We start from the raw sequence: 22,909 nt of genomic DNA, 5'->3' as shown, positions 1-22,909 counted from the left end.
GGTGCGCTCCAGAAGCGCTACTTCTGGTTCTCGTACGCGTCGCAGACCTCCTTGGTGGGGCCGTCCATCTTCAGGACGCCGCTCTCCAGCCAGATGGTCCGCTCGCAGGTGTCCCGGATCGAGCCGATCGAGTGGCTGACCAGGAAGACCGTGCCGGCACTGTCGCGCAGTTCCCGGACCCGCTGCTCGCTGCGGACCCGGAACTTGCGGTCGCCGGTGGCCAGCGCCTCGTCGATGAGCAGCACGTCGTGCTTCTTCGCCGAGGAGATCGCGAAGCGCAGCCGCGCGCCCATGCCGGAGGAGTAGGTGCGCATCGGCAGCGAGGCGAAGTCACCGCGCTCGTTGATCCCGGAGAACTCGATGATCTCCGGGGCGATCTTCTTGACCTCGTCCGGGTGCATGCCCATGGCCAGGCAGCCGAGCACCACGTTGCGCTCGCCGGACAGGTCGTTGAGCAGCGCGGCGTTCACGCCGAGCAGCGACGGCTGGCCCTGGGTGTAGACGGCGCCGCGGGCCGGCGGGAGCAGCCCGGCGATGGCGCGCAGCAGTGTGGACTTGCCGGAGCCGTTGCTGCCGATCAGGCCGATCGCCTCACCCTCGTACGCGGTGAAGCTCACGCCCTTGACCGCGTGCACCTCGCGGATGTTCGGCGCCTTGGTGCGGGAGACGATCCGCTTGAGCGCGGAGACCGGGGTGGTGCCGCCGCTCGCGCCCTTGTGGATCCGGTAGATCACGTGCACGTCGTCCACCACCACTGTGGGGACGCGACCCGAGTCGGTCACCGGGCCGGCGTTCAGCGGCAGGGTCTGCTCAGCCACGGCCGTACTCCTTCTCTCCGCGCCAGAAGTAGACGAACCCGCCGATGCCCATCACGACCGCCCAGAACAGGCCCATCGCCCACAGCTTCAGCGGGGAGCTGATCAGGTTGGGCTGGTGCGAGTCGAGCAGCGCGTAGCGGGCCAGCTCGATGAAGACCAGCGGGGGGTTCCACTCCAGGATGTTCGCCGCCCAGTTCGGCAGGTGCTCGCGGATGAGCGCCACCGGGTAGAGCACGCCCGAGGCGTACAGCCAGGTGCGCATCACGAACGGCATGACCTGCTTGAGGTCGGTGGCCTTGGAGCCGAGGCGGGCCATCACCATGCTCAGCCCGACGTTGAAGATCGTCTGGAGAAGCAGCATGGGGACGATCAGCACCCAGCGGAAGGTGATCGGCTCGCCGGTCAGCAGCACGATCGCGGCGAGCACGACCATCGACATGAGCAGCTGCTGGAGCTGGACCAGCGTCACGGTGATCGGCAGCGCGGCCCGCGGGAACTGGAGCGCCCGGATCAGGCCCAGGTTTCCGGTGATCGCGCTGGTGCCGTTGGACGCCGCGGTCTGGGTGAAGATGAAGATGAAGATGCCGGTGCACAGGTACGCGATGAAGTTCGGCACGTTCCGGTGCTGGGCCAGGATCACGCCGAAGATCAGGAAGTAGACCGCCGCGTTGGTGAGCGGTGTCAGCACCTGCCAGAGCTGACCGAGCTGGGTGTTGCTCAGCGAGGAGGCGACCTTCGCCCGCGAGTACGCGGTCATGAAGTGCCGGTACGCCCACAACCTGCGGGCGTACTCACCCAGGGCGGGTCGTTCCCCGGCCACCCGTAGCCCGTACCGCTGGGCCAGCTGGGCCCGGGTCAGTCCGGATTCGGGGTCGGCCACCGCGGTGTTGGCCATGTTCAGGCGCTCCGATCTTTCGTGCTGATGGGGAGCAGTGCGGTGAAAGAGATCCAGCGTGGCCGGGCGGGGAGGAGCCGCCTCGCTGCTGCATGGAAGGTAGTCCACCGAACGTCGGGACGCAACCGTACCGTCGTTGCGCTACATTGTTCCACGTGACGACCGAGAAGAGGCGTGCCCCGGCCGGCGCGGCGGTGCTGCGCGGGGAGATCACCAGTGCCATCCGCGCCGCCGTGATGCAGGAATTGGCCGAGGTGGGCTACGGTCGCCTCTCCATCGAGGCGGTGGCCCGCCGGGCCGGTGTGAGCAAGACCGCCATCTACCGCCGTTGGCGTTCCAAGCTCGACCTGGTGCTGGACATGGTCTCGGCGGTGGCGGGCCGGAACATCCCGCTGCTGGACACCGGCAGCCTCCTCGGTGACCTGGAGATCCTGCTGCACGTGATGGCGCGCGCGTTGCGTCACCGGCTGGCCGCGCAGATCATCCCGGACCTGCTGGCCGAGGCCGCCCGCAACCCGCAGATCGCGGAGAAGTTGCAGGCCGCCCTGGACGACTACCAGCAGGCCATCGGGCGGATCCTGATCGGCCGGGCAGTCGAGCGCGGTGAGCTGTCCCCGGACACCGACCGGCGCGCCGCCGTCGATCTCATCGTCGGTCCGGTCTACTGGCGGATGGCGATCTCCCGGGCCCCGCTGGAGTCCACCGAGGTGCCCCGGATGGCGGCCGCGATCGTCGCCGCGCTGCGGGTAGCATGCGTGGGGCCTGTACGCGACGAGGTGGAAGTCTGAACCCCGGGCCGCCCCCGGAGGGCCGTCGTCGATCATGAACAGAAGGTCACATCCGGTCGGACAATCAGTGCAACCGGCTGGTTTTCCCGACAGACCGGTACCATCCCCCGAAATGTCTCTCATGAACCACGCGTCGACAGGAGGAAGCCCCATGGCCGGGCCGCATCCAGAGTTCATTCCCCCCGCACGGCCGATCATCGGCGAAGCCGAGATCGAGGCGGCCGTCCGGGTGCTGCGGAGCGGCCGGGTCGTGCAGGGCCCCGAGGTCGCCGCGTTCGAGGAGGAGTTCGGCGACGTCGTCGGCGGCCGGCACTGCGTCGCTGTCAACTCCGGCACCTCCGCGCTCCAGCTGACGCTGATGGCGCTCGGCTTCGGCCCGGGCGACGAGGTCATCGTCCCGTCGTTCTCGTTCGCCGCCAGCGGCAACGCGGTCCGGCTGGTCGGCGCCGAGCCGGTCTTCGTGGACATCGAGCCGGGCAGCTTCTGCGTCGACCCGGAGGCGGTCGCCGCCGCCATCACGCCGAAGACCGTCGCGATCATGCCGGTGCACCTCTACGGCCACCCGGCCGCGATGGACCGGATCATGGAGATCGCGCAGCAGCACGGCCTCGCCGTGGTCGAGGACGCCGCGCAGGCGCACGGCGCCGAGCGCAACGGCACCCCGGTCGGCGCGTTCGGCACCGCCGGTTGCTTCAGCTTCTACCCCACGAAGAACATGCACTCCCTCGAGGGCGGCATGATCAGCACCGCCGACGCGGACCTCGCCCGCACCCTGCGGCTGCTGCGCAACCAGGGCATGGAGCAGCGGTACGCCAACGAGATCGTCGGCGCCAACATGCGCATGACCGACGTGGCCGCCGCGATCGGCCGGGTGCAGCTCACCCAGCTCGCCGAGTGGACCGAGCAGCGCCGCGCCAACGCCAAGTTCCTCGACTCGGCGATCACCGGCATGGTGACCCCGCCGGTCGCCGACGGCGCCAAGCACGTCTACCACCAGTACACAGTGCGGGTGCGGGGCGACCGCGACGCCGCCCAGGCCCGCCTCACCGAGCTGGGCATCGGCAACGCGGTCTACTACCCGACCCCGATCCACCGGCTCAAGCCGTACCTCACCGCCGACGGCAAGCCCGGCCCCTGGGACCTGCCGGAGACCGAGCGGGCCGCCGCCGAGGTGGTCTCGCTGCCGGTGCACCCGTCGCTGAGCCAGGCCGAGCTGGAGCGGATCGCCGAGGGCGCGAACCTGGCCGGCGGTGCTCGGTGAGCGCGAGGAGTGAGCCGGGTCTGCGAGCCCCGCAGTCGCGAACGAAGGAGAGCTCAGTGAGCGACGGCGGACGGAAGCTGCGGGCCGGCCTGATCGGCCTCGGCGCGATGGGCCGTAACCACGCCCGCGTGCTGTCCAACCTGGACGGCGTCGAGCTGGTCGGCGTGGTCGACCCGGCCGGCGACGTTACCGGCACGCTGCGCGCGCCCGTCGTACCCGAGCTGAGCGACCTGCTCGCCCTCGGCGTCGACTACGCGGTGGTGGCCTGCCCGACGGCGCTGCACGAGCCGATCGGCATGGAGCTGGCCGCCAACGGCGTCTGCGCGCTCATCGAGAAGCCGCTCGCCCAGTCCGTCGACGCGGCCACCCGTCTGGTCGAGGCGTTCGAGAACGCCGGCCTGGTCGCCGGCGTCGGTCACATCGAGCGCTACAACCCGGCGCTGCAGAGCCTGCGTACCCGCCTGGAGGCGGGCGAGCTGGGCGAGGTGTTCCAGGTCGTGACCCGGCGCCAGGGCCCGTTCCCGCACCGGATCGCCGACGTCGGCGTGGTGATGGACCTGGCCACCCACGACATCGACCTGACCGCCTGGGTGACCGGCCAGCAGTACAGCTCGGTCGCTGCCCGCACCGTCTCGCGCAGCGGCCGGCTGCACGAGGACATGGTCGCCGTGGTCGGCCAGCTCGCCGACGGCACCATGGTCAACCACCTGGTGAACTGGCTCAGCCCGCTCAAGGAGCGGTCGACCGTGGTCACCGGTGACAAGGGCTGCTTCGTGGCCGACACGCTCACCGCCGACCTGACGTTCTACGCCAACGCCGCCATCGACACCGAGTGGGAGGCGCTGCGCGCGTTCCGCGGCGTGGCCGAGGGCGACATGGTTCGCTACGCCATCCCGAAGCGGGAGCCGCTGCTGGTCGAGCACGAGCGCTTCCGGGACGCGGTGGAGGGCAAGCAGAGCGACATCGTCACGCTGCGGCAGGGTCTGCGTACCGTGCAGGTCGCGGCCGCCCTGCTGGAGTCGTCCGCCGACGGCAAGGTCGTGTCCGTCGCGGCCAGCGGCAGCGACGCGGAGCCGGCACTGCGATGAGCCCGGCGCCGGTACGGCGGACGGTCTCCGCGGTACGGCGGCGGATTCCCCGGCGGTGGCGCATCGCGCTCCGCCGGGCCGCCGCCGGCGCGCGGCCCTGGCAGACCCCTTCGGTACGCGAACTGTGTGAACTCCCCGCCGGCACGCCGCTGCTGGTGCACGCCGGCGGGATCACCGGCGACCGGGCGCTGGACGGCGTGCTGCGCGCGCTGGCCCGGCTGCCCGAGTTCCACCTGGCGCTGGTCTGCGACGCGGCGGAGCAGGCGGCCGCCCAGGACCTGGTCCGCCGCGCCGGCAAGGCGCGCCGCCGGGTCCACGTGGTGCCGCGCCCGCGTACCGTGACGGCCGCGTTCGTCGCCCCGGCGGACGTGGCGGTGTTCGGGTTCGACCCGGACGCCGGCCTCGACCTGCTGGACACCTTCCTCGCCGCCGGGCTGCGGGTGGTCGCCGCCGACAGCCGGGCGGCGCGCGAGCACCTGGCCCGGCACGGCGGCGGCGACCTCTTCGCGCCCGGCTCGCTGCCCTCGTTCACCAGGGCGGTGGAGCGGGCCCGGCAGCGCGGCGGCGACGAGACGCCGCCGACGCAGGAGCCGCCGGTCGCGCCGATCGAGGCCGGCACACCCGGCCCCTGGCGTCCGCTCGGCGCCGGGCCGATCCGGCTGGGGCTGGGCACGGCGAACTACGCCGGGCAGCTCTCCGCCCTGGCGGTGGCGATCACCGCCGCCCGCGCCGACGTCGGCGTGGAGTTGGTGATGGCCAAGCCACCGGCCACCTACCGCTACCCGGCCGACCGCTACCTGAACTACCCCGGCGAACACCGGCTCGACGTGCAGATCGCGCGGGCCGAGCGGGTACTCGGCTGGTACACCCACCTGATCGTGGACGCGTTCCGCCCGGTGCTCGGCCGGGCCAACGGCGACGACATCGCCGCGGACCTGCCCGCGCTGCGCCGGGCCCGGCTCAAGGTCGCGCTGCTGGCGCACGGCAGCGAGATCCGCCACCCGGGCGCGCACCTGGAGCGGCACGCCGAGTCCGCGTTCCGGGACGCCCCGGAGGACCTGATCGGGCAGCTCACCACCGTGGCCGAGCGGAACCGGCGCACCGCCGAGGAGAGCGGCCTGCCGTTCTTCGTGACCACGCCCGACCTGCTGGACGACGTGCCGTCCGCCACCTGGGCGCCGCTGATCGTCGACGTGGACGCCTGGGCGTGCGACCGCCCGGTGCTGGAACGCGCCCGGCCGGTGGTGCTGCACGCGCCGTCGAAGCGGTGGACCAAGGGCACCGACCGGCTCCTGCCCCGGTTGCAGGAGCTGCACGATCGACGGATCATCGAACTGCGCCTGGTGGAAGGGCTGCCGCACCACGAGATGCGGCGCCAGGTGCAGGAGTGCGACATCGTGGTCGACCAGCTGGTGATGGGCAGCTACGGCACCTTCTCCTGCGAGGGGATGGCCGCCGGCCGGGTCGTTGTGGCATACCTCACCGAGGGGCCGCACCGGGCCGCCGGGGTCCAGCCGCCGATCGCCAACGCCACCCCCGGCACGCTCGTCAAGACCATCGAGTCGCTGCTCGACGACAGGCCCGCCGCTGTCGCACTGGCCGCGGAGGGCACCCGTTACGTCCGTGACCACCACGACGGGCGACGCACCGCCGAGGTCTTCGACGCCTTCCTCCGGTGACCAGCCCACCCACCACCCACGCCGCACCGTCAACGAGGAGAAACACCCGATGCAAGCTGGCGCTAACAGCGATGCCCGACCGACCCGGGGCCGGGTGGTGATGCTGGTCGACAACGGCGTCCACGGCGACTCCCGGGTGCAGAAGGCAGCGCGTTCGGCCGCCGACGCCGGCTGGGAGGTCTTCCTCCTCGGCATCCGCAACGCCCGCTCCGACGTCGACACCTGGCGCATCGGCGGCGCCGAGGTGCGGCTGCTGCGGGTGCCCAAGCCGCTGCACCGGCTGCCCCGGGAGTACAGCCGGTCGCTGCGCCGGCCGCTGGCGTACGCCTCGACCACCAAGGCCGCCTACCGGGTCCAGGAGATCAAGGCGTGGCAGGCCGATCTGTACGAGCGCCGCGTCCGCGCCCAGGCGCTGGGCGGAGGGCTTCCGGCCGCCGTGGGACGGGCGGCCCAGCTGCCGTCCCGCGCCGCCGCCACCGCGCTCGCCCGCTGGGTGCGCTTCCGCAGCGGCGAGACCCGCCGCCTGCGCAAGGCGCAGACCGACCCGGAGGCGCTGTTCAGCCGCCTGCCCGTGCGGTTCTGGCAAGGGCTGCTGGGCGACCGCGCCTGGCGCCGGCTGGACCCGGGCCTGTGGGACTTCGAACTGGCCTTCCGCAGGACGCTCGACGAACTCAAGCCGGACATCATCCACGCCAACGACTTCCGGATGCTCGGCATCGGGGCGCGGGCGACGCTGCGGGCCCGGGCCGCCGGCCGTCGGACCAAGCTGGTCTGGGACGCCCACGAGTTCGTCGGCGGCATCACCGGCCGGGCCGACAACCCGCGCTGGCTGCCGGCCCAGATCGCCTACACGGCCGAGTACGCCGCCTACCCGGACGCCGTGGTGACCGTCTCCGACACGCTCGCCGACCTGCTCCAGGAGACCCACGGCCTGCCCGACCGGCCGGCCGTGGTGCTCAACGCGCCGATGGCGCCGCCGGCCGAGGCCGACGGCGACGTGCCGGACCTGCGGGCGCTGTGCGGCGTGGACGACGGTACGCCGGTGCTCGTCTACTCCGGCGCGGTGAACCCGAGCCGCGGCTGCCAGATCATGGTGGAGGCGCTGCCGGAGCTGCCCGAGGTGCACGTCGCGTTCGTGACCATGAACCCGAACGGCGACAACCAGTTCTCCGAGGCGCTGCGGGAGCGCGCCGCCGAACTCGGCGTCGCGGACCGCGTGCACCTGCTGCCGTACGTGGCGCACTGGCAGGTGGTGCCGTTCCTGTCCGGCGCGGACGCCGGGGTCATCCCGATCCACCACAAGCCCAACCACGAGCTGGCGCTGATCACGAAGTTCCTGGAGTACTCGCACGCCCGGCTGCCCATCGTGGTCAGCGACGTGAAGACCATGGCGCAGACCGCGCGGGCCACCGGGCAGGGCGAGGTGTTCACCGCCGAGGATCTGGCCGACTACGTCCGGGCCGTCCGGGCCGTGCTCGCCGACCCGGAGCGCTACCGGGCCGCCTACGACAAGCCCGGCCTGCTGGAGGGCTGGACCTGGGAGGCCCAGGCCCGGATCCTCGACGAGTTGTACGGCTCGCTGCTGGGCACTTCCGCCGCGAGCGGGGCGCGTCCGCCGGCGTCCCGGCGCCCCGGCGACGAGCGGGAGTACGCGGCCACCTCGCGCTGACCGCCGGCACGAAACGGTTCGGCCGGCTCCCCGTGCGGGGGAGCCGGCCGATCACGTGTACGGCGGTCAGGCGGACGTGGCCGGCGGCTCCAGCAGCAGCCGGTCGAAGTCCTTCTGCGTCACCGACCAGTCCCAGGTGCTCAGCACGTGCGATGCCGCGGCCCGGCCCGCCTCACGCCAGACCTCCTCGGCGGCGGTGAGGGCCAGGATCCGCTCGGCGGCCTCCTGCGGCGTACCCACCACCCAGTCGCTCGGGAACAGGCTCCGGGCGCTGTGCGGGCGGCCGGCGAAGAACGGCCAGTCGCGCACGACGGGCACCGCGCCGCTGGCCGCACCCTCGACGAGCGCACAGTGGAAGCTCTCCCGCAGCGAGGTGCTGAGGATGACCCCGACGTCGGTGAGCGCACCGGGCACGTCGTCGGTACGGCCGGTCCGCACCACCGCGCCGGACGGCTCCAGCTCGGCCAGCTCGGCGTCGAGTTCCCGGACGTAGGCCGCGACGGCCGGGCTGAGCTCCGGGTTGAGGTCGTCGCCGACCAGCTTGAGGCGGTACCTCTCGTCGTGCCGGCGCAGCTCCCGCAGCACCGCCAGGGCCCAGCGCGGGTCCTTCGCCAGCGAACTCAACCCGACCAGCCCGAGCGTGAACCGGCTGTCGGCGGAGACCTTCGGCGCCACGTACCGGTGCAGGTCCATCGCGTTGCTGATCATGTGGGTCCGGGGCCCCTGCGGCGCGCGCAGCCGCGGAACCGCGGCCAGCGCCAGGTCGCGCAGGTGCTCGGAGACGAAGACCACGTCGTCCACACGCGACCAGTCGGTCAGGTGCGGCCACCAGCTGAACGCCTCGAAGCTGTGCAGGCGGACGATCACCCGGGTGGTGCCCGGGTCGATCATCGTCAGCATCGCGGCCCCGAGGTTGCACCAGTCCACGAAGACCGTGTCCGCCCACTCCAGGTGAGGGCCCCAGGCCTCCTGGACCTCCCCGGCCCGCTTGGAGGCCCCGGCGAGCATGTGGAGCGCCACGTTGGTGCGGCCGTTGCTGAGCACCGGGAGGATCGACTCCTCCATCAGGTTCAGCCGGCGGACCTCCACCCCGGGCATCGCCTCGTAGCGCTCCAGGATCGGCCCGAGGAAGTTGTCGTTCAGCCCGGTGAAGAAGAGCATCCGGTGCGGCCGGCCGGCGGGCGGGAACGCCGCCGGGCTCTGCCGCCCGCGCGGCGTCGCCATCGCCCGGCCGGCCTCGCTGTTGTGCAGCGGCGCGAGGAACTTCTCCGGGTCTTCGGCCAGCGGCGAGGTGGTTCCGTCGAACTGCACGATCCGGTGGAACATCAGGTTGAACGCGCGCAGCACGTGCGGAGCGGCCTTGCCCGGGTTGCGCTTCTTGAGGAAACCGTCGGCCAGCTTGAGCTGACCCCGCACCACTGTCATCAGGTGCTCGGGCACCTTGCCCTGGCCCAGCTCCGCGTCCACGATCGGGCCGAGGAGCTGCCCCTTGGTCGCCGGGCTCTTCAGCCGGCCCTGCGCCGCCAGCGCCAGCCGCTTCGCGCTGGCGCCGTGCCCGGTCTTGAGCATGTTGCCGGTGACCCGCCGGGCGATCTTGCCGCGGTGCCGCTCCGGCAGGCCGGGCGCCGTGACGGCGCCCTGCCAGAACCAGCGCACCGGGCCGAGCTTCATGGCCCGCTTGCCGGTGCTCATCTCGAACACCCGCTTCGCCAGGTCGACGGTCTGGTTGCGGGTGGCGCTCGCCAGCACGGTCGGGGCCGGGCCGACGGTGTTCAGCCGGGGCCGGCGGTAGCGCGCCGGGTCGGCGGACCGCTTCTCCACCGCCCGCAGCGCCGGGGCGATGCCGTAGACGGCGTCGGCCCGCCGGTAGCGCTGCGCGAGCTGCCAGACGGTGTGCAGGGCCTGCGCGTCGAGCGCGACCAGGACGTCGGCCCGCTTGGCGTGCCGGCGTACCCACGGGTCGCGCTGGGCGCGCAGCCACGGGCGCCGGGCCGGGGCCGCCCGCTTGACCGCCCGGCCGAAGCGGGGGCCCAGCTCGGTGGCGGTGGGCAGCAGGTGCACCTCGGCCAGCTCGGTCGCCGCCGGGATCTTCTCCACCGGATCGAAGGTGGTGGCCACCCGTACGGTGACGCCCCGGTCGTGGAACTGCTGGAGCGCGTCGGTCAGGACCGCCACCCGCCCGGGGACGGTGCCCATAACCATCAGGACCTCGATCATGACCTACCTTCTCGGGCCAGGACGCGCGCGCCGGCGGGGGAGGGCTGTGGGGTGCCGGCCGGACCGCCGGCGCCCAGCACCAGCTCGGTCACCTCCCGGACGGCGGGGATGAGCTGCTCCTCGCGGGCGTACTGCCGTGCCTCGGCGCGGGCCTTCTCCCGCTCGGCCGCGTCGGCGGTACGGGCCATCGCGGCGGCCCGCCGGAAGGCGCCGGTCAGCTCGGCCGGGTCCAGCCCGACCGCGCCGGTCCAGAGGGGATAGGTGGACAGCACAGTGGAGGCGTCGTGGTCGGCCTCGTGAGCGGAGACCACCGGCAGGCCGGTCGCCATGTACTCGTAGACCTTGCCGGAGGTCATGTACCGGCCACCGGTCACCATCAGCACCACCGCGTCCCAGCGGGAGTAGAGGTCGACCACCTCGGCCTTGGGCACCGAGCCGCCGACCAGCACGCCGTCGACGGCGGCGGCCTTGAGCAGCTCGGCGTGCGCGTTGTCGCCGCGCGCCCAGGCGGCGCCGATGTGGCCCCGCACCTCGAAGCGGGCGTCGGCCAGCGCCGGGTCCTGGGCGCGTGCCGTGCGCCAGCCCTCGAGCACGGCGCTCAGCAGCGGTACGGGGAGGTTCAGCGCGCCGAGGTAGCCGAAGGTCAGCGGCCGGTCCGGCGGGGCGGGGCGGACCTGGGCCGGGATGCTCGCCGCGTCGTAGCCGTTGCGCACGACCCGCATCTTGTGCGCCAGCTCCGGATAGCGCTCGCGGTACCAGCGGGAGATCGGCTCGTTCACGTTCCAGATGGCGACGGCGTTGGTGAGGAGCTTGATCTCCCACTGCCCGGAGACCGACTCCCGGGTGAACGCCTCACCGTTGTTGATCACGTCGACCGACCAGCCGTCGCGGAAGTCCACCACGTACGGCACCCGGTGCGTCTCCCACAGCTTCCAGGTCGCGGACAGGTTGACGTACGGCGCGCAGGTGGTCACCAGCAGGTCGACGTGCCGCTCCCGGTGGATCCGGAGCAGGGCCTTCTCCAGCGCCGGACGCCAGCCGCCGAAGACCGGCTCGGGGAAGACCTTGAGGTTCTGCTTGCGCAGGTCGGCCAGGTAGTCCTTGTGCGCCAGGGCACGCTGCTCGGTGAACGTGCGGATGTCGGTCTCGAGGTCGTCCCGGAACAGCGGCAGCTTCACCACGCGGACGCTGGGATCCACCCCCTGGGAGAGGGTGTGGTCGAGCCCGTACTCCCGTTCCCAGGCCTCGTCGGCAATGGTGACCGCGGTCACGTCCCAGCCCGCGGCGGCGAACTGGTTGGCGGTCTCCCGCATGCGGTAGGCGCAGCTCTTGGCCGCCGGTGGGAAGCCGATCGCGAGGTAGACCATGTGCGGCCGGGACCCGGACCGTCGCGGCCGGGGGAGTTTCAACGAGTCCCAGAGAGTTCGCCCGTTGTTCATCGATTCCGATCCTGGGGAGGTGGGGAGATGCCGTGTCGCGGCCTGGACGGCTCGGCCGGACCCGGTACCTGCTGTGCCGGTGGCCGCGTAACGACCGCCGGAGCGCGTGCGGACACTACAATAACGCCGTTCCGCGCGCCGGACCTGCCGCCGCCGGCCGGCCGGCGGGTGTGCCGTGCCCCGGATCACCACGGCGCCGTCGCCGGAGGTCCCGGCCGCCGGACACGCCGTCTCGGCCGGTCCTCGACCGCGGCCTCCGCTTTCGTAGACTCCTACGCCATGACCGCGCCTGCGCCCGACACCCGCGACCGTGAGCCCGCCCCCACCGGCGGAGACGGGCCCGCGGCCGACGACTCGTCCGATCCGGGGCCGTCCGCCCCGAGCCCGGCGACGACCGGGGTTCAGGAGCAGCCGGAGCAGCCGGAGCCGGACACCGCGGCCGAAAAGCGGCGCGGCGGCCGGTGGCGGCGGGCCGACGCGCTGGTGGCGCTGATCTACCTCGCCGGGGCGTTCTGGGTCACCGCCCGCGGCTGGCGCGACTACGACGGCCGGTTGCTCGGCAGCCGCCCGAACGACCAGGGCTTCAACGAGTGGATGCTGGCGTACGCGGCGCACGCGGTCACCAACCTGGAGAACCCGTTCTTCACCACGCTCCAGAACGCCCCGGCCGGCGTGAACCTGATGACGAACGTCGGGATGCAGCTGCCCGGCCTGGTGCTCACGCCGGTCACCCTGCTCTTCGGCGCGTCCTTCTCCTATCTGCTGTTCATCACGCTGAACCTGGCCGGCACCGGGTACGCCTGGTACCACGTGCTGTCCCGCCACGTGGTCGACTCCCGGGCCGCCGCGTTCGTCGGCGGGCTGTTCTGCGCCTTCGCCCCCGCGCTGATCTCGCACAGCAACGGCCACCCGCACATCACCGCGCAGTGGCTGGTGCCGTTCATCGTCTGGCGGGTGGTCGCGCTGTCCCGCGGCGAGCGGGTGATCCGCGACGGCCTGATCCTGGGCGGGCTGGTGGTGGCCCAGTTCTTCATCAGCCTGGAGATCCTCTTCCTGACCGCGCTCGGCTGCCTGATGCTGGTCCTGGCCTACCTCGTCTTCCGGCCCCGCGACGCGGTACGCCGGCTGCGCCCGTTGCTGTCCGGTCTGGCGATCACCGCCGTACTCGTGTCGGCAGCGGCGGCGTACCCGCTGTGGATGCAGTTCGCCGGTCCGCAGCACCGGGTCGGCCACCCCGGCACGCCGGACATCTACGCCCTGAAGCTCGGCTCGTTCGTCCAGTTCGCCACCAAGTCGATCGCCGGTGGCCCGACCAGCGCGATCGGCTGGGCGCCGAACACCACCGAGCAGGCCAGCTTCTACGGCTGGTCCCTGGTGGTGCTCGCGGCCGGGGTGCTCTGGTGGCTGCGGCGGGAGACCACGGTCCGGGTGCTCGGGGCCGTCGGCCTGGTGTCGGCGCTGTTCTCCATCGGCACCACCTGGACCGTCGGCACCCGTCGCACCGACGTCCCCGCGCCGTTCGCCCTGGTGCAGAACCTGCCCGTGTTCGACTCCGTGGTGGTGTCCCGGTTCGCGCTGATCACCACGGTGGCGCTCGGTGTGCTGCTGGCGGTCGCCGGTGACCGGCTCGCCGCCCGCCGGACCGAACCGGCCGGCCGGCTGGCCGCCCGCGTCGGTGCCGTCGCGGTGGCCGCCGCGATCCTGCCGATCCTGCCGATGCCGCTGGACGCGAAGGGCCGCACCCCGGTGCCGGACTTCGTCACCGCCGGCACCTGGCGTGACCACGTGGCGCCCGGCCGCACGCTGGTGCCCGTGCCGGTGAACGGCATGACGTCGCTGTACTGGAGTTCCGCAGCGGTGGCCGGCTTCGCCGTCCCCGAGGGCTACTTCCTCGCGCCGGTGTCCGCCACCGACAACACCGGCCGCTGGGGCGTCGACCCGCAGCCCACGGCGAAGCTGCTCACCGCCGTCTCGCTCGGCGAGCGGGACACCACTGTCGGCCAGGCCGACGTCGACCGGGCGCGCGCGGACGTCCGCTACTGGAAGGCCGACGCCGTGGTGCTGCCCGACCGCGGCGCCCGCCGCCACGACGACCTGAAGACCGTGCTGGACGCGCTGTACGGCCCGGGGGAGCGGGTCGAGGACGTCTGGGTGTGGGACGTCCGGCCGTTCACCCGCTGACCGGTCACGGCGACTTCGTCCAGATCAGGAGCAGGTAGCCGCCGAAGTAGGCGGAGAACGCGACGATCGTGACCAGCACCGTGCCGGCCCGGGCCCATCCGGCCCGGGCCAGGCCCACGGCGGCCGGCAGCAGCAGCGGGAACGCCGGCAGCAGGAACCGCGCCTTGGAGTGGTAGTAGCCGGCCGCGCCCAGCGTGGTGACGAGCATCAGGCCGCTGTAGAGCAGCAGTTGCCACGGCTGCCGGTCGATCGCGCTCAACACGAAGAACATGATCGCCACCAGCGCCACGACTGTGACCACCAGCAGCGGCAACGCGGCCACCTGGGCCAGCGCCTGCTGGCCCCGGTCGACGGTGTAGACGCCGAAGTCGAACGTGGTGCCCCACCCGGCGGACTGGATGTGGAACCAGCCGTCCGGCCGGCCGGTCCGGGTGCCCACCCAGGCCAGGTAGCCCAGCCAGCCGGCCGGGGCGAGCAGCAGCGCCGCCCAGGGCCGCCAGCCGTCGCGCCGCTTGACGACCGCCAGCAGCGCGGCCAGCCCCACCACCGGGATCAGCGACGAGGCGGTGGGCCGGGTCAGGCCGGCGAACAGGCACACCACACCGGCGGTGACCCAGTGCCGGCGCAGCAGCGCGTACAGCGTCCAGGCGGCCAGCGCGGTGAACAGGCTCTCGCTGTAGCCCATCGACTCGACGACGGCGTGCGGCACGGCGCCCCAGAGCGCGGCGAGCAGGATGCCGGTACGCCTGTCGTGCAGGTGCTTCCCGATGGCGTACAGGCCCCAGGCGGCGGCCAGCGCGGCCAGCCACGCCACGACCAGCGCCGACTGGCGCGGACTGAACGGGGAGAGTCGCTCCAGGGCCGCGGTCAGGCCCGGGTAGAGCGGGAAGAACGCCATGTTGCTCTGGGTTTTCTCGTACCCGTCGTAGCCGTGCTGGACGATCCCGAGGTACCAGTTGCCGTCGGCCCGGGTGAGCTGCGCGACGGGCGACACGTCGACGCTGCGGGCCCACAGGTAGACGACGGCCACGCCGATCAGCCGGATCACCGCGTACAACGCCAGCGCGGGCGCCGCGTCCCGGACGGCGTCGCGCAGCCGCCGGACGGGGCCGGGCCGGGCGCGGCCGGCTGTGTCCGGCCCGGTCTGCGGGGCTGGTGCGGGCCGGCTGGGTTCCTCGGTGGTCACCACGTCCATTGTGCGGTCCCGTTCGCGCTGAGCTGCGATTGTCCGGAGGGCCCGCGTGGCGCGGCCGGCGACCCGGCGAACGACCCGGAGCGGGCGCCGGTCGTTGAACAGGATGGAGGGTAGCAACAGTCACACCAGGTCGTGGGGCACCGGCGGCGGCGGACGTCCGGGCCCGATCCGCTGTCGTAGACTCGCTCGGGTCCGCGGGCGCGGTGCTGGCGACGACGAAACGGGCAGGAATGGGATCTGACGGCACGACCGCAGCGGCGGGCACCCGGGGACGGGTCGTGATGCTGGTGGACAACGGGGTCATCGGGGACTCCCGGGTGCAGAAGGCGGCCCGCTCCGCCGCCGACGCCGGCTGGGACGTCGTGCTGCTCGGCCGGGCGCCGGTCGGCAGCCCGCAGAGCTGGCGCCTCGGCGCCGCCGAGGTGCGCCTCGTGCCGATGCCCGAGCCGCTGGCCCGCCGCCGGCACGAGTTCCGCCGGGCCTGGCTGCGGCACCCGCTCGCCTACCCGCCCAGCGGCATCGCGGCGCAGCGTACCCAGGCGGTGAAGGCCTGGCGCGCGGACCTGACGGTGCGCCGCGCGGCGCTGACCGTCGCGGCCCGTGAGTCCGGCGCGGGCCGGCCGGGCGGGCTGCCCTGGGCCGCGCTGCGCGCCGAGGAGAAGCTGTCCGGCCTGACCCGCAAGTGGGTCGGTTTCCGCAACCGTCAGCTCACCCGGGCCCGCAAGGGCCGCAAACTGGACGGCCCCTGGGACCGCGCGTACACGCTGTTCTGGCGCAGGCTTCGCGGCGACGGCGCGTGGCGGCGCCTGGAACCGGGCCTGTGGGACTACGAGCTGGCCTACGGCCCGGTGGTCGACGAGCTGGCGCCGGACCTGATCCACGCCAACGACTTCCGGATGCTCGGCGTCGGCGCCCGCGCGAAGGTCCGGGCCGCCGCGAAGGGGCGGCGGATCGCGCTGCTCTGGGACGCCCACGAATACCTGCCCGGCGTGCAGCCGTGGCGCGACAACGCCCGCTGGCTGCCCGGCAACGTGGCGCACGAGCGGGAGTACGTGCCGTACGCCGACGCCACCATGACCGTCTCCGGCGGCCTGGCCGACCTGCTGCGCGCCGAGCACGGGCTGGTCGAACGGCCCGCGGTCGTGCTCAACGCCCCGGCGGTCGACGAACTGCCCGCGGATCCGGCGCAGCCGGCGCCGGACATCCGCGCCCGCTGCGGGCTCGGGCCGGACGAGCCGCTGCTGGTCTACAGCGGGGTGGCCGCCGCCAAGCGCGGTCTCGGGGTGATGGTCGAGGCGCTGCCCCGGCTGCCCGGCGCGCACGTCGCGTTCGTGGTCAACAAGCCCGACTCGGCGTACGTCCGGGGCCTGGTCACCCGGGCCGGCGAGCTGGGCGTGGCGGACCGGGTGCACGTGCTGCCGTACGTGCCGCACCACCAGGTGGTCCGGTACCTCAGCGGCGCGCAGGTCGGCGTCATCCCGATCCAGCACTGGCCGAACCACGAGATCGCGCTGATCACCAAGTTCTTCGAGTATTCACACGCCCGCCTGCCGCTGGTCGTCTCCGATGTGCGCACCATGGCGGAGACTGTCCGGGAGACCGGCCAGGGCGAGGTGTTCCGCGCCGAGGACGTGGCCGATTTCGTCCGCGCGGTCACCGCGGTGCTGGCCGACCCGCAGCGGTACCGCGCCGCCTACGACCGGCCGGGCCTGCTGGCCGGCTGGACCTGGGAGGCGCAGGCGCGGGTGCTCGACGAGGTCTACTCCCGGCTGCTGCCCGACGCGCCGCCCCGGCCGGCGCCGGCGGCGCACGCCCCGGTGGAGCCGGCACAGGTGGAGGTGGGCGCGTGAAGGGGCCGGACGTGACGGTGGTGGTCGCCGTCTACAACACCATGCCGTACCTGACCGCCTGCCTCGACTCGCTCGTCGGGCAGACCATCGGCCTGGACCGGCTGGAGGTCGTCGCCGTCGACGACGGCTCCACCGACGGCAGCGGCGCGGAACTGGACCGCTACGCCGAGCGGTACCCGAACACGGTCCGGGTGCTGCACCAGGCCAACTCCGGCGGCCCGGCGGCGCCGAGCAACCTGGCGCTCGACCACGCCCGCGGCCGGTACGTCTTCTTCATCGGCTCGGACGACCACCTCGGCCCGGAGGCGCTGGAGCGCCTCGTCGACGCCGCCGACCGGTGGGACTCCGACGTGGTGCTGGGCCGGATGGTCGGCACCAACAAGCGCTACGTGCACCAGGCCGTCTACGCCACCACCCAGGAGCGGCTCGACCTGTTCGACAGCGACCTGCCCTGGTCGTTGTCGAACACCAAGCTGTTCCGCCGGGACCTGATCGAGCGGTACGGCCTGCGGTTCCGCACGGACATGCCGATGGGCAGCGACCAGCCGTTCACGCTGGAGGCGTGCTTCCGGGCGAAGAAGGTGTCGGTCCTCGGCGACTACGAGTACTACTACGCGGTCAAGCGGGACAACGCCCAGAACATCACGTACGCCAGCAGGTTCGAGGAGCGGCTGCGCTGCGCCGAGGAGCTGGTCGGTTTCGTCGCCGGGCTGATCGAGCCCGGCCCGCGGCGGGACGCGGTGCTGGTGCGCCACTTCACCTGGGAGGTGGCGAAGCTGCTCCGCGCGGAGTTCCTCGCCCTCACCCCGGACGTGCAGCGGCACGTCCACGACCGGATCCGCAAGCTCGCCGAGGCGTACCTGACCGACGGGGTGACCGCCCGGATGGCGTCCGAGGAGCGGCTGCGGGTGGCGGTGGCGCGCGACGGCGATCTCGACGCGCTGCGCACGCTCATCGGCCAGCAGTCCGACCGGTCGCTGCCCGAGGTGGTAGTCGACGGTGACCGCTGGTACGCCGACCACGTCGGCTTCCGCGACCCGGCGTTCGGCTACCCCGACGACTGGTACGACGTCACCGCGCGGGCCGCCGCGATACTGGCCAAGCTGACCGCGACCGGGCTGGCATGGGGACGCGACGCCGCCGGGGCGCGGGCCCTGGTGGTCACCGCGCGCAGCCGCTGGGCCGAGCTGGCCGAGCTGAGCGCGGAGGCGCTGCGGGTCAGCGTGGGCGATCTGACGGGTGTCACGTCGGTCGAGTCCTCCGGCCCCGGTACCGTCGTACGAACGGACTTCGCGGTGGACCGGCTGCTGGCGGTCGTCGGGGGGACGGGCGAGCGTCGTATCGTACGCGCCGAGGTCTCCGCCCTGGGCGGGACGGGTTCGGCGCCGATGCGCACCGACCGCCCCGTCGCCGCACCCCGGCTGGTGGCCCGGCGCGGTGTCCGCTGGCACCTCGTCACACCCACCACGAACCACAAGGGCCAGGTGATCGTCGCGATCACGCCGGTGACCCCCGGTCGGTTCCTTGCCCGCCTGCGCCGAATCTGGCCCTCTGGAGGAAAGTAGTTCATGAACATCTGCGTCGTCGCGCTCGGCAAGATCGGTCTGCCGCTGGCCGTGCAGTTCGCGTCCAAGGGGCACCGGGTGATCGGCGCCGACGTCTCCGAGCGGGTCGTCCAGCTGGTCAACGACGGTGCCGTGCCCTTCCCGGGCGAGGCCGACCTGGACGTCAAGCTCAAGGAGACGGTGGCCGCCGGCCTGCTGTCGGCCACCACCGACACCGCCGCCGCGGTCGCCGAGTCGGAGGCGGTCGTCGTGGTCGTGCCGCTGTTCGTGGACGCCGAGGGCGTGCCGGACTTCGGCTGGATGGACGACGCCACCCGGGCCATCGCCCGTGGGCTGAAGCCGGGCACGCTGGTCAGCTACGAGACCACGCTGCCGGTCGGCACCACCCGCAACCGGTGGGCGTCGATGCTCGCCGAGGGTTCCGGCCTGACCGCCGGCACCGACTTCCACCTGGTGTTCAGCCCCGAGCGGGTGCTCACCGGCCGGGTCTTCGCCGACCTGCGCCGCTACCCCAAGCTGGTCGGCGGCATCGACGAGGCGTCGGCCGCGCGCGGCGTGCGGTTCTACGAGGCGGTGCTCGACTTCGACGAGCGGCCCGACCTGGACCGGCCCAACGGCGTGTGGGACCTCGGGTCGGCCGAGGCGTCCGAGCTGGCCAAGCTCGCCGAGACGACCTACCGGGACGTGAACATCGGCCTGGCGAACCAGTTCGCCCGCTTCGCCGACACCGTCGGCGTGGACGTCACCAAGGTCATCGAGGCGTGCAACACACAGCCGTACAGCCACATCCACTCGCCGGGCATCGCGGTCGGCGGCCACTGCATCCCGATCTACCCGCGGATGTACCTGTGGAACGACCCGGCCGCCACGGTGGTCCGCTCGGCCCGCGAGGCGAACGCGGCCATGCCGGAGTACGCGGTCGACCTGCTCGCCGCCGCGTACGGCGACCTGACCGGGGTGGGCGTGCTGGTGCTGGGCGCCGCCTACCGGGGTGGCGTCAAGGAGACCGCGTTCTCCGGCGTCTTCCCGACCGTGGAGGCGCTGCGCCGGCGGGGCGCGGTGCCGTACGTCTCGGACCCGATGTACACCAACGAGGAGCTGGTCGCGCACGGCCTGCCCGGCTACGACGGCGAGCCGGTCGGCGCCGCGGTGATCCAGGCCGACCACGCGGAGTACCGCACTCTCGCCCCGGCCGACCTGCCGGGCGTGACGGTGCTCGTCGACGGCCGCCGCGTCACCGATCCGGCGCGCTGGACCGGCGTGCGCCGGGTGGTCATCGGGGGCTGACCCCACCGACTTCACGGGCCCCGGCCGTCTCGAACGGCCGGGGCCCGTCGCGTGCCGCCGCCGGGATGACGCCGTGCGGAGTTCACCTGCCGGACACCCCGGCAATACTTGTGTCATGTGACCCGTTTAGGGTCGCAGCCGTCGGAAATCGACTCGGACCGACATCGGCCGGGCAGACAGGGAGCGTGTCGTTGTTCAGCAGAGTACGCAGCCAGCAGGGTCTCGCCGCGGTCGGCGCGACGCTCCTCGGCTACGCGGTCATGGTCCTCGCCGGAGTCCTCGGCCTGGTGGTCCCGTACGCGGTGGCCGCGGTGGTCGCCGTCGCCGGTGAAGTGGCCCTGGCCGGGCGGCACACCGGGACCGCCACGCTGCTCGACAAGGCCGGTCTCGGCGAGATCTTCCGGCGGCTGGTGCGGGACCTGTCGGTCGTCCTGCTCGTGGTCGCCACGGTGCGACCCGGGGTGGCCGGCACCGTCGCCGTCCTGCTGCTGCCCGCCGCGCTGTGGACGGTGGCCGTCGCCACCAACGCGGTGACCAAGGTGATCGACGGCCGGGTCGACCCCCCGGCGTACACCCGCAACATCGACCTCGGTGCGCTGCGGCGGGTTCCGGTGCCGCCGGCCTGGGCACGGCAGCTGGCCGGGCTGCGCATGCCGCTGCTGAACGTGCTGCTGGTGCCGGCCGCAGTGGTGGCCGCCGCGCTCGACCGGGTCGCCCCGGTGGTGGTCACCGGCCTGGTCACGCTCGCCGCCGGCCTTCTCACCGCCGCGGTGCTGGCGCTCACCGCGCTGCGCGGCCGGGGCAAGGCCCCGGGGGTGCTGCCCGCCGTGCACGACTGGATGGCCCGGGAACGGCCCGAGGTGGCGCTCTACTTCGCCGGCCCGGCCAAGGACGTCTACCAGGCCAACATGTGGCTCGCGCCGGTGGAGGCGACCGGCCGTCGCGCGGTCGTGCTGCTGCGCGCCGCGGACGCGTTCGAGCAGCTCGCCGACACCCGGCTGCCGGTGATCTGCGTGCCGGCCGGCGTCGACTTCATGAACCTGGACCTGGGCTCGCTGCGCGTGGCGCTGTACGCCGCGAACGTCGGCGCCAACATCCACCTGCTGCGGGAGCCGGGCGTGAAGCACGTCTTCGTCGGCCACGGCGACAGCGACAAGCAGGCGAGCGTGAACCCGTACAGCAAGGTGTACGACGAGGTCTGGGTGGCCGGGCCGGCCGGGCGGGAACGGTACGCCCGGGCCGACGTCGGCGTGCTGGACCGCGACATCGTGGAGGTCGGCCGGCCGCAGCTGGCCGGGGTGCACACGTTCGGCTCCGGCGCCGCCGACCACCGTTTCACAGTGCTGTACGCGCCGACCTGGGAGGGCTGGCTCGACGACGACCCGTACCACACGTCGCTCGTGCTGATGGGGGAGCGGATCGTGTCCGGCCTGCTGACCGCCGCGGACGTGCGGGTGATCTACAAGCCGCACCCGCTGACCGGGACGCGCTCGCCCAAGGCCCGCGCCGTGCACGAGCGGATCGTGGCCCGGATCAAGGCCGCCGGCGGCGAGACCGATCCGTCCTCGCTGGACGGCGCCGCGCACCTGCTGGTCACCGGCCGTACGCCCGGGCTGTTCGACTGCTTCAACGTCACCGACCTGCTGGTCAGCGACGTGTCCAGCGTGGTCTCCGACTTCGTGCAGAGCGAGCGGCCGTACGTGGTGGCCAACCCGGCCGGCCTGCCCGAGGACGAGTTCCGGCGGCAGTTCCCGACCGCGCGGGCGGCGTACCTGCTCTCGGCGGACTGCGGCGAGCTGACGAAGATCCTCGACGTGACCCGGGCCGGGGACGACCCGATGACCGGGGCACGGCAGGAGTTGAAGGAGTACCTGCTCGGCCCGGCCGGGTCGAACCCGATGGACCGGTTCCGGGACGAGATCGGCCGGCTCTGCGGCTGAGGCGTACCGGCAAAGGGGCGACGACCGGCGCGGTCGTCGCCCCTTCTCGTCCGGTCAGCCCTGGTGCGGCGGGTTGTCGACGTCGCGGGAGATGACCTCGCCCTTGGCGTCGACCCAGCCCTTCGGGCGGGCCGGGTTGCCGGCCACCAGCTGGTACGGCTTCACGTCGCGGGTCACCACCGAGCCGGCGGCGATCATCGCGTACTCGCCGACCTCGATGCCGCACACGAGCGTGGCGTTCGCGCCGATCGACGCGCCCCGGCGGACGAGCGTCGGCGTGATCGTCCAGTCCGGATTCTGGGCGCGCGGGCGGAAGTCGTTGGTGAACACCGCGCACGGGCCCACGAACACCTCGTCCTCGATGGTCACGCCCTGGTAGACCGAGACGTTGTTCTGGATCTTCACCAGGTCGCCGACGGTGACGCCCGCGTCGACGTAGACGTTGCGGCCGATCACACAGCCGGCACCGACCTGGGCGCTGGACCGGATGTGCGCCAGGTGCCAGACCTTGGTGCCGTCGCCGACCTGGGCGCCGGACTCCACGTCGGCCGTCGGGTGGACGAAGACGGAGGCGGACCGGTCGTTGCTGTCAGTCATCTCAACTCGCATCATGCCAGGGCGCGTCGCGCCGTCGGGCGGGCTCGACGCAGCATAACGAGCGCTCACGCGAGCAGTTCGGCCACCGCGTCGGCGGCGGGCCGGTCGGCCGGCAGCGCGTGGGCGGCCACCACGGCGTCCACCGGCAGCGCCGCGTACAGGTGCGGGAACGGCACGCCGCCGCGTGACCTCTCCCAGCGCAGCGCGTCGCCGAGCCGGGACTCGTCCACCGCGAGCAGCGTCAGGCCGGTGACCCCGGCGAAGAAGCGCCGCGCGGTCTCCACCACCTGGTCGGCGGCGGAGAGGTGGACGTAGCCGTCCTGCCGGTCCATCGCGGTGCCGGCGAACCGCCCGTCCGCACGCGCCTGCGCCCACTCGTCGTCGGAGAGAATCTTGTAGATCACGGCAGCAGCCTAGAGCGGCCTCGCGTCCGCGCGGCG

Annotated in this window: 17 protein-coding genes; 10 read left to right on the top strand and 7 right to left on the bottom strand. The window is 72.9% G+C overall.

Going from position 1 to position 22,909, the window contains the following annotated elements:
- Nucleotides 1-17: 17 nt before the first annotated feature.
- Both F8279_RS02335 and F8279_RS02330 read right to left on the bottom strand, forming a co-directional pair.
- Nucleotides 18-818 carry an ABC transporter ATP-binding protein gene (locus tag F8279_RS02335; RefSeq protein ID WP_091423599.1) on the bottom strand — a complete coding sequence of 267 codons (801 nt, stop codon included), beginning with the start codon at nucleotides 816-818 and terminating at the stop codon, nucleotides 18-20.
- Nucleotides 811-1,713 (bottom strand): ABC transporter permease, encoded by a 903-nt coding sequence (locus F8279_RS02330; protein ID WP_013285260.1) that lies wholly within the window; start codon nucleotides 1,711-1,713, stop codon nucleotides 811-813. The genes F8279_RS02335 and F8279_RS02330 overlap by 8 nt, the downstream gene beginning before the upstream one ends.
- Before the next feature lie 155 nt (nucleotides 1,714-1,868).
- On the opposite strand from F8279_RS02330, the gene F8279_RS02325 reads away from it, so the two are divergent.
- The 5 genes from F8279_RS02325 to F8279_RS02305 all read left to right on the top strand — a co-directional run bounded on the left by F8279_RS02325 (nucleotide 1,869) and on the right by F8279_RS02305 (nucleotide 8,198).
- A complete protein-coding gene (locus F8279_RS02325; RefSeq protein WP_151498952.1) occupies nucleotides 1,869-2,501 on the top strand; it encodes a TetR/AcrR family transcriptional regulator in 633 nt (210 codons plus the stop codon).
- Nucleotides 2,502-2,652: 151 nt separating this feature from the next.
- Nucleotides 2,653-3,762, top strand: coding sequence for a DegT/DnrJ/EryC1/StrS aminotransferase family protein (locus F8279_RS02320; RefSeq protein ID WP_091423604.1), 1,110 nt, complete (start codon nucleotides 2,653-2,655; stop codon nucleotides 3,760-3,762).
- Between the two features lie 56 nt (nucleotides 3,763-3,818).
- Nucleotides 3,819-4,850 (top strand): Gfo/Idh/MocA family protein, encoded by a 1,032-nt coding sequence (locus F8279_RS02315; protein WP_091423607.1) that lies wholly within the window; start codon nucleotides 3,819-3,821, stop codon nucleotides 4,848-4,850.
- A complete protein-coding gene (locus tag F8279_RS02310) occupies nucleotides 4,847-6,529 on the top strand; it encodes a glycosyltransferase family 4 protein (RefSeq protein WP_151498951.1) in 1,683 nt (560 codons plus the stop codon). Before F8279_RS02315 ends, F8279_RS02310 begins: the two co-directional genes overlap by 4 nt.
- Nucleotides 6,530-6,578: 49 nt before the next feature.
- A complete protein-coding gene (locus F8279_RS02305) occupies nucleotides 6,579-8,198 on the top strand; it encodes a glycosyltransferase family 4 protein (RefSeq protein WP_151498950.1) in 1,620 nt (539 codons plus the stop codon).
- A 66-nt stretch (nucleotides 8,199-8,264) separates the two neighbouring features.
- Here the strand turns inward: F8279_RS02305 and F8279_RS02300 are convergent, their stop codons facing one another.
- Both F8279_RS02300 and F8279_RS02295 read right to left on the bottom strand, forming a co-directional pair.
- Nucleotides 8,265-10,415, bottom strand: a complete 2,151-nt coding sequence (locus F8279_RS02300) for a glycosyltransferase family 1 protein (protein ID WP_225853083.1) — start codon at nucleotides 10,413-10,415, stop codon at nucleotides 8,265-8,267.
- Nucleotides 10,412-11,854, bottom strand: a complete 1,443-nt coding sequence (locus F8279_RS02295) for a glycosyltransferase (RefSeq protein WP_151498949.1) — start codon at nucleotides 11,852-11,854, stop codon at nucleotides 10,412-10,414. Before F8279_RS02295 ends, F8279_RS02300 begins: the two co-directional genes overlap by 4 nt.
- Before the next feature lie 279 nt (nucleotides 11,855-12,133).
- On the opposite strand from F8279_RS02295, the gene F8279_RS02290 reads away from it, so the two are divergent.
- The gene (locus tag F8279_RS02290; RefSeq protein ID WP_151498948.1) at nucleotides 12,134-14,035 is read left to right on the top strand and encodes a hypothetical protein; all 1,902 of its coding nucleotides are present in this window, start codon (nucleotides 12,134-12,136) and stop codon (nucleotides 14,033-14,035) included.
- A 4-nt stretch (nucleotides 14,036-14,039) separates the two neighbouring features.
- Here the strand turns inward: F8279_RS02290 and F8279_RS02285 are convergent, their stop codons facing one another.
- On the bottom strand, nucleotides 14,040-15,230 hold the full coding sequence (locus tag F8279_RS02285) for a glycosyltransferase family 39 protein (RefSeq protein ID WP_151498947.1): 1,191 nt from the start codon (nucleotides 15,228-15,230) through the stop codon (nucleotides 14,040-14,042).
- 281 nt (nucleotides 15,231-15,511) lie between these two features.
- Here F8279_RS02285 and F8279_RS02280 point away from each other — a divergent pair, with 281 nt between their 5' ends.
- From F8279_RS02280 to F8279_RS02265, 4 genes are all read left to right on the top strand, one after another.
- Nucleotides 15,512-17,080: a glycosyltransferase family 4 protein gene (locus F8279_RS02280; RefSeq protein ID WP_151498957.1), complete on the top strand. Its 1,569-nt coding sequence runs from the start codon at nucleotides 15,512-15,514 to the stop codon at nucleotides 17,078-17,080.
- Nucleotides 17,077-18,645, top strand: coding sequence for a glycosyltransferase (locus tag F8279_RS02275; RefSeq protein WP_151498946.1), 1,569 nt, complete (start codon nucleotides 17,077-17,079; stop codon nucleotides 18,643-18,645). Before F8279_RS02280 ends, F8279_RS02275 begins: the two co-directional genes overlap by 4 nt.
- Before the next feature lie 3 nt (nucleotides 18,646-18,648).
- The gene (locus F8279_RS02270) at nucleotides 18,649-19,932 is read left to right on the top strand and encodes a nucleotide sugar dehydrogenase (RefSeq protein WP_151498945.1); all 1,284 of its coding nucleotides are present in this window, start codon (nucleotides 18,649-18,651) and stop codon (nucleotides 19,930-19,932) included.
- A 191-nt stretch (nucleotides 19,933-20,123) separates the two neighbouring features.
- A complete protein-coding gene (locus tag F8279_RS02265; RefSeq protein ID WP_091424514.1) occupies nucleotides 20,124-21,872 on the top strand; it encodes a CDP-glycerol glycerophosphotransferase family protein in 1,749 nt (582 codons plus the stop codon).
- A 54-nt stretch (nucleotides 21,873-21,926) separates the two neighbouring features.
- Here the strand turns inward: F8279_RS02265 and F8279_RS02260 are convergent, their stop codons facing one another.
- Both F8279_RS02260 and F8279_RS02255 read right to left on the bottom strand, forming a co-directional pair.
- On the bottom strand, nucleotides 21,927-22,469 hold the full coding sequence (locus tag F8279_RS02260; protein ID WP_013285274.1) for an acyltransferase: 543 nt from the start codon (nucleotides 22,467-22,469) through the stop codon (nucleotides 21,927-21,929).
- Between the two features lie 65 nt (nucleotides 22,470-22,534).
- Complete coding sequence (locus tag F8279_RS02255; RefSeq protein WP_091423632.1) at nucleotides 22,535-22,873, bottom strand: DUF952 domain-containing protein; 339 nt, start codon at nucleotides 22,871-22,873, stop codon at nucleotides 22,535-22,537.
- Nucleotides 22,874-22,909: the final 36 nt, after the last annotated feature.

The organism is Micromonospora sp. AMSO1212t (assembly GCF_008868145.1).
GTDB classification, from domain to species: domain Bacteria; phylum Actinomycetota; class Actinomycetes; order Mycobacteriales; family Micromonosporaceae; genus Micromonospora; species Micromonospora tulbaghiae.
Note: the sequence above shows the minus strand (reverse complement) of the source record. Positions and strands in the feature narration are given on the sequence as shown.

Bases quoted from the DNA above. Each gene is read 5' to 3' on its own strand.
- F8279_RS02330 (WP_013285260.1), bottom strand. From the start codon at position 1,713: ATGGCCAACACCGCGGTGGCCGACCCCGAATCCGGACTGACCCGGGCC.
- F8279_RS02320 (WP_091423604.1), top strand. From the start codon at position 2,653: ATGGCCGGGCCGCATCCAGAGTTCATTCCCCCCGCACGGCCGATCATC.
- F8279_RS02310 (WP_151498951.1), top strand. From the start codon at position 4,847: ATGAGCCCGGCGCCGGTACGGCGGACGGTCTCCGCGGTACGGCGGCGG.
- F8279_RS02305 (WP_151498950.1), top strand. From the start codon at position 6,579: ATGCAAGCTGGCGCTAACAGCGATGCCCGACCGACCCGGGGCCGGGTG.
- F8279_RS02300 (WP_225853083.1), bottom strand. From the start codon at position 10,415: ATGATCGAGGTCCTGATGGTTATGGGCACCGTCCCCGGGCGGGTGGCG.
- F8279_RS02295 (WP_151498949.1), bottom strand. From the start codon at position 11,854: ATGAACAACGGGCGAACTCTCTGGGACTCGTTGAAACTCCCCCGGCCG.
- F8279_RS02290 (WP_151498948.1), top strand. From the start codon at position 12,134: ATGACCGCGCCTGCGCCCGACACCCGCGACCGTGAGCCCGCCCCCACC.
- F8279_RS02285 (WP_151498947.1), bottom strand. From the start codon at position 15,230: ATGGACGTGGTGACCACCGAGGAACCCAGCCGGCCCGCACCAGCCCCG.
- F8279_RS02280 (WP_151498957.1), top strand. From the start codon at position 15,512: ATGCTGGTGGACAACGGGGTCATCGGGGACTCCCGGGTGCAGAAGGCG.
- F8279_RS02270 (WP_151498945.1), top strand. From the start codon at position 18,649: ATGAACATCTGCGTCGTCGCGCTCGGCAAGATCGGTCTGCCGCTGGCC.
- F8279_RS02260 (WP_013285274.1), bottom strand. From the start codon at position 22,469: ATGACTGACAGCAACGACCGGTCCGCCTCCGTCTTCGTCCACCCGACG.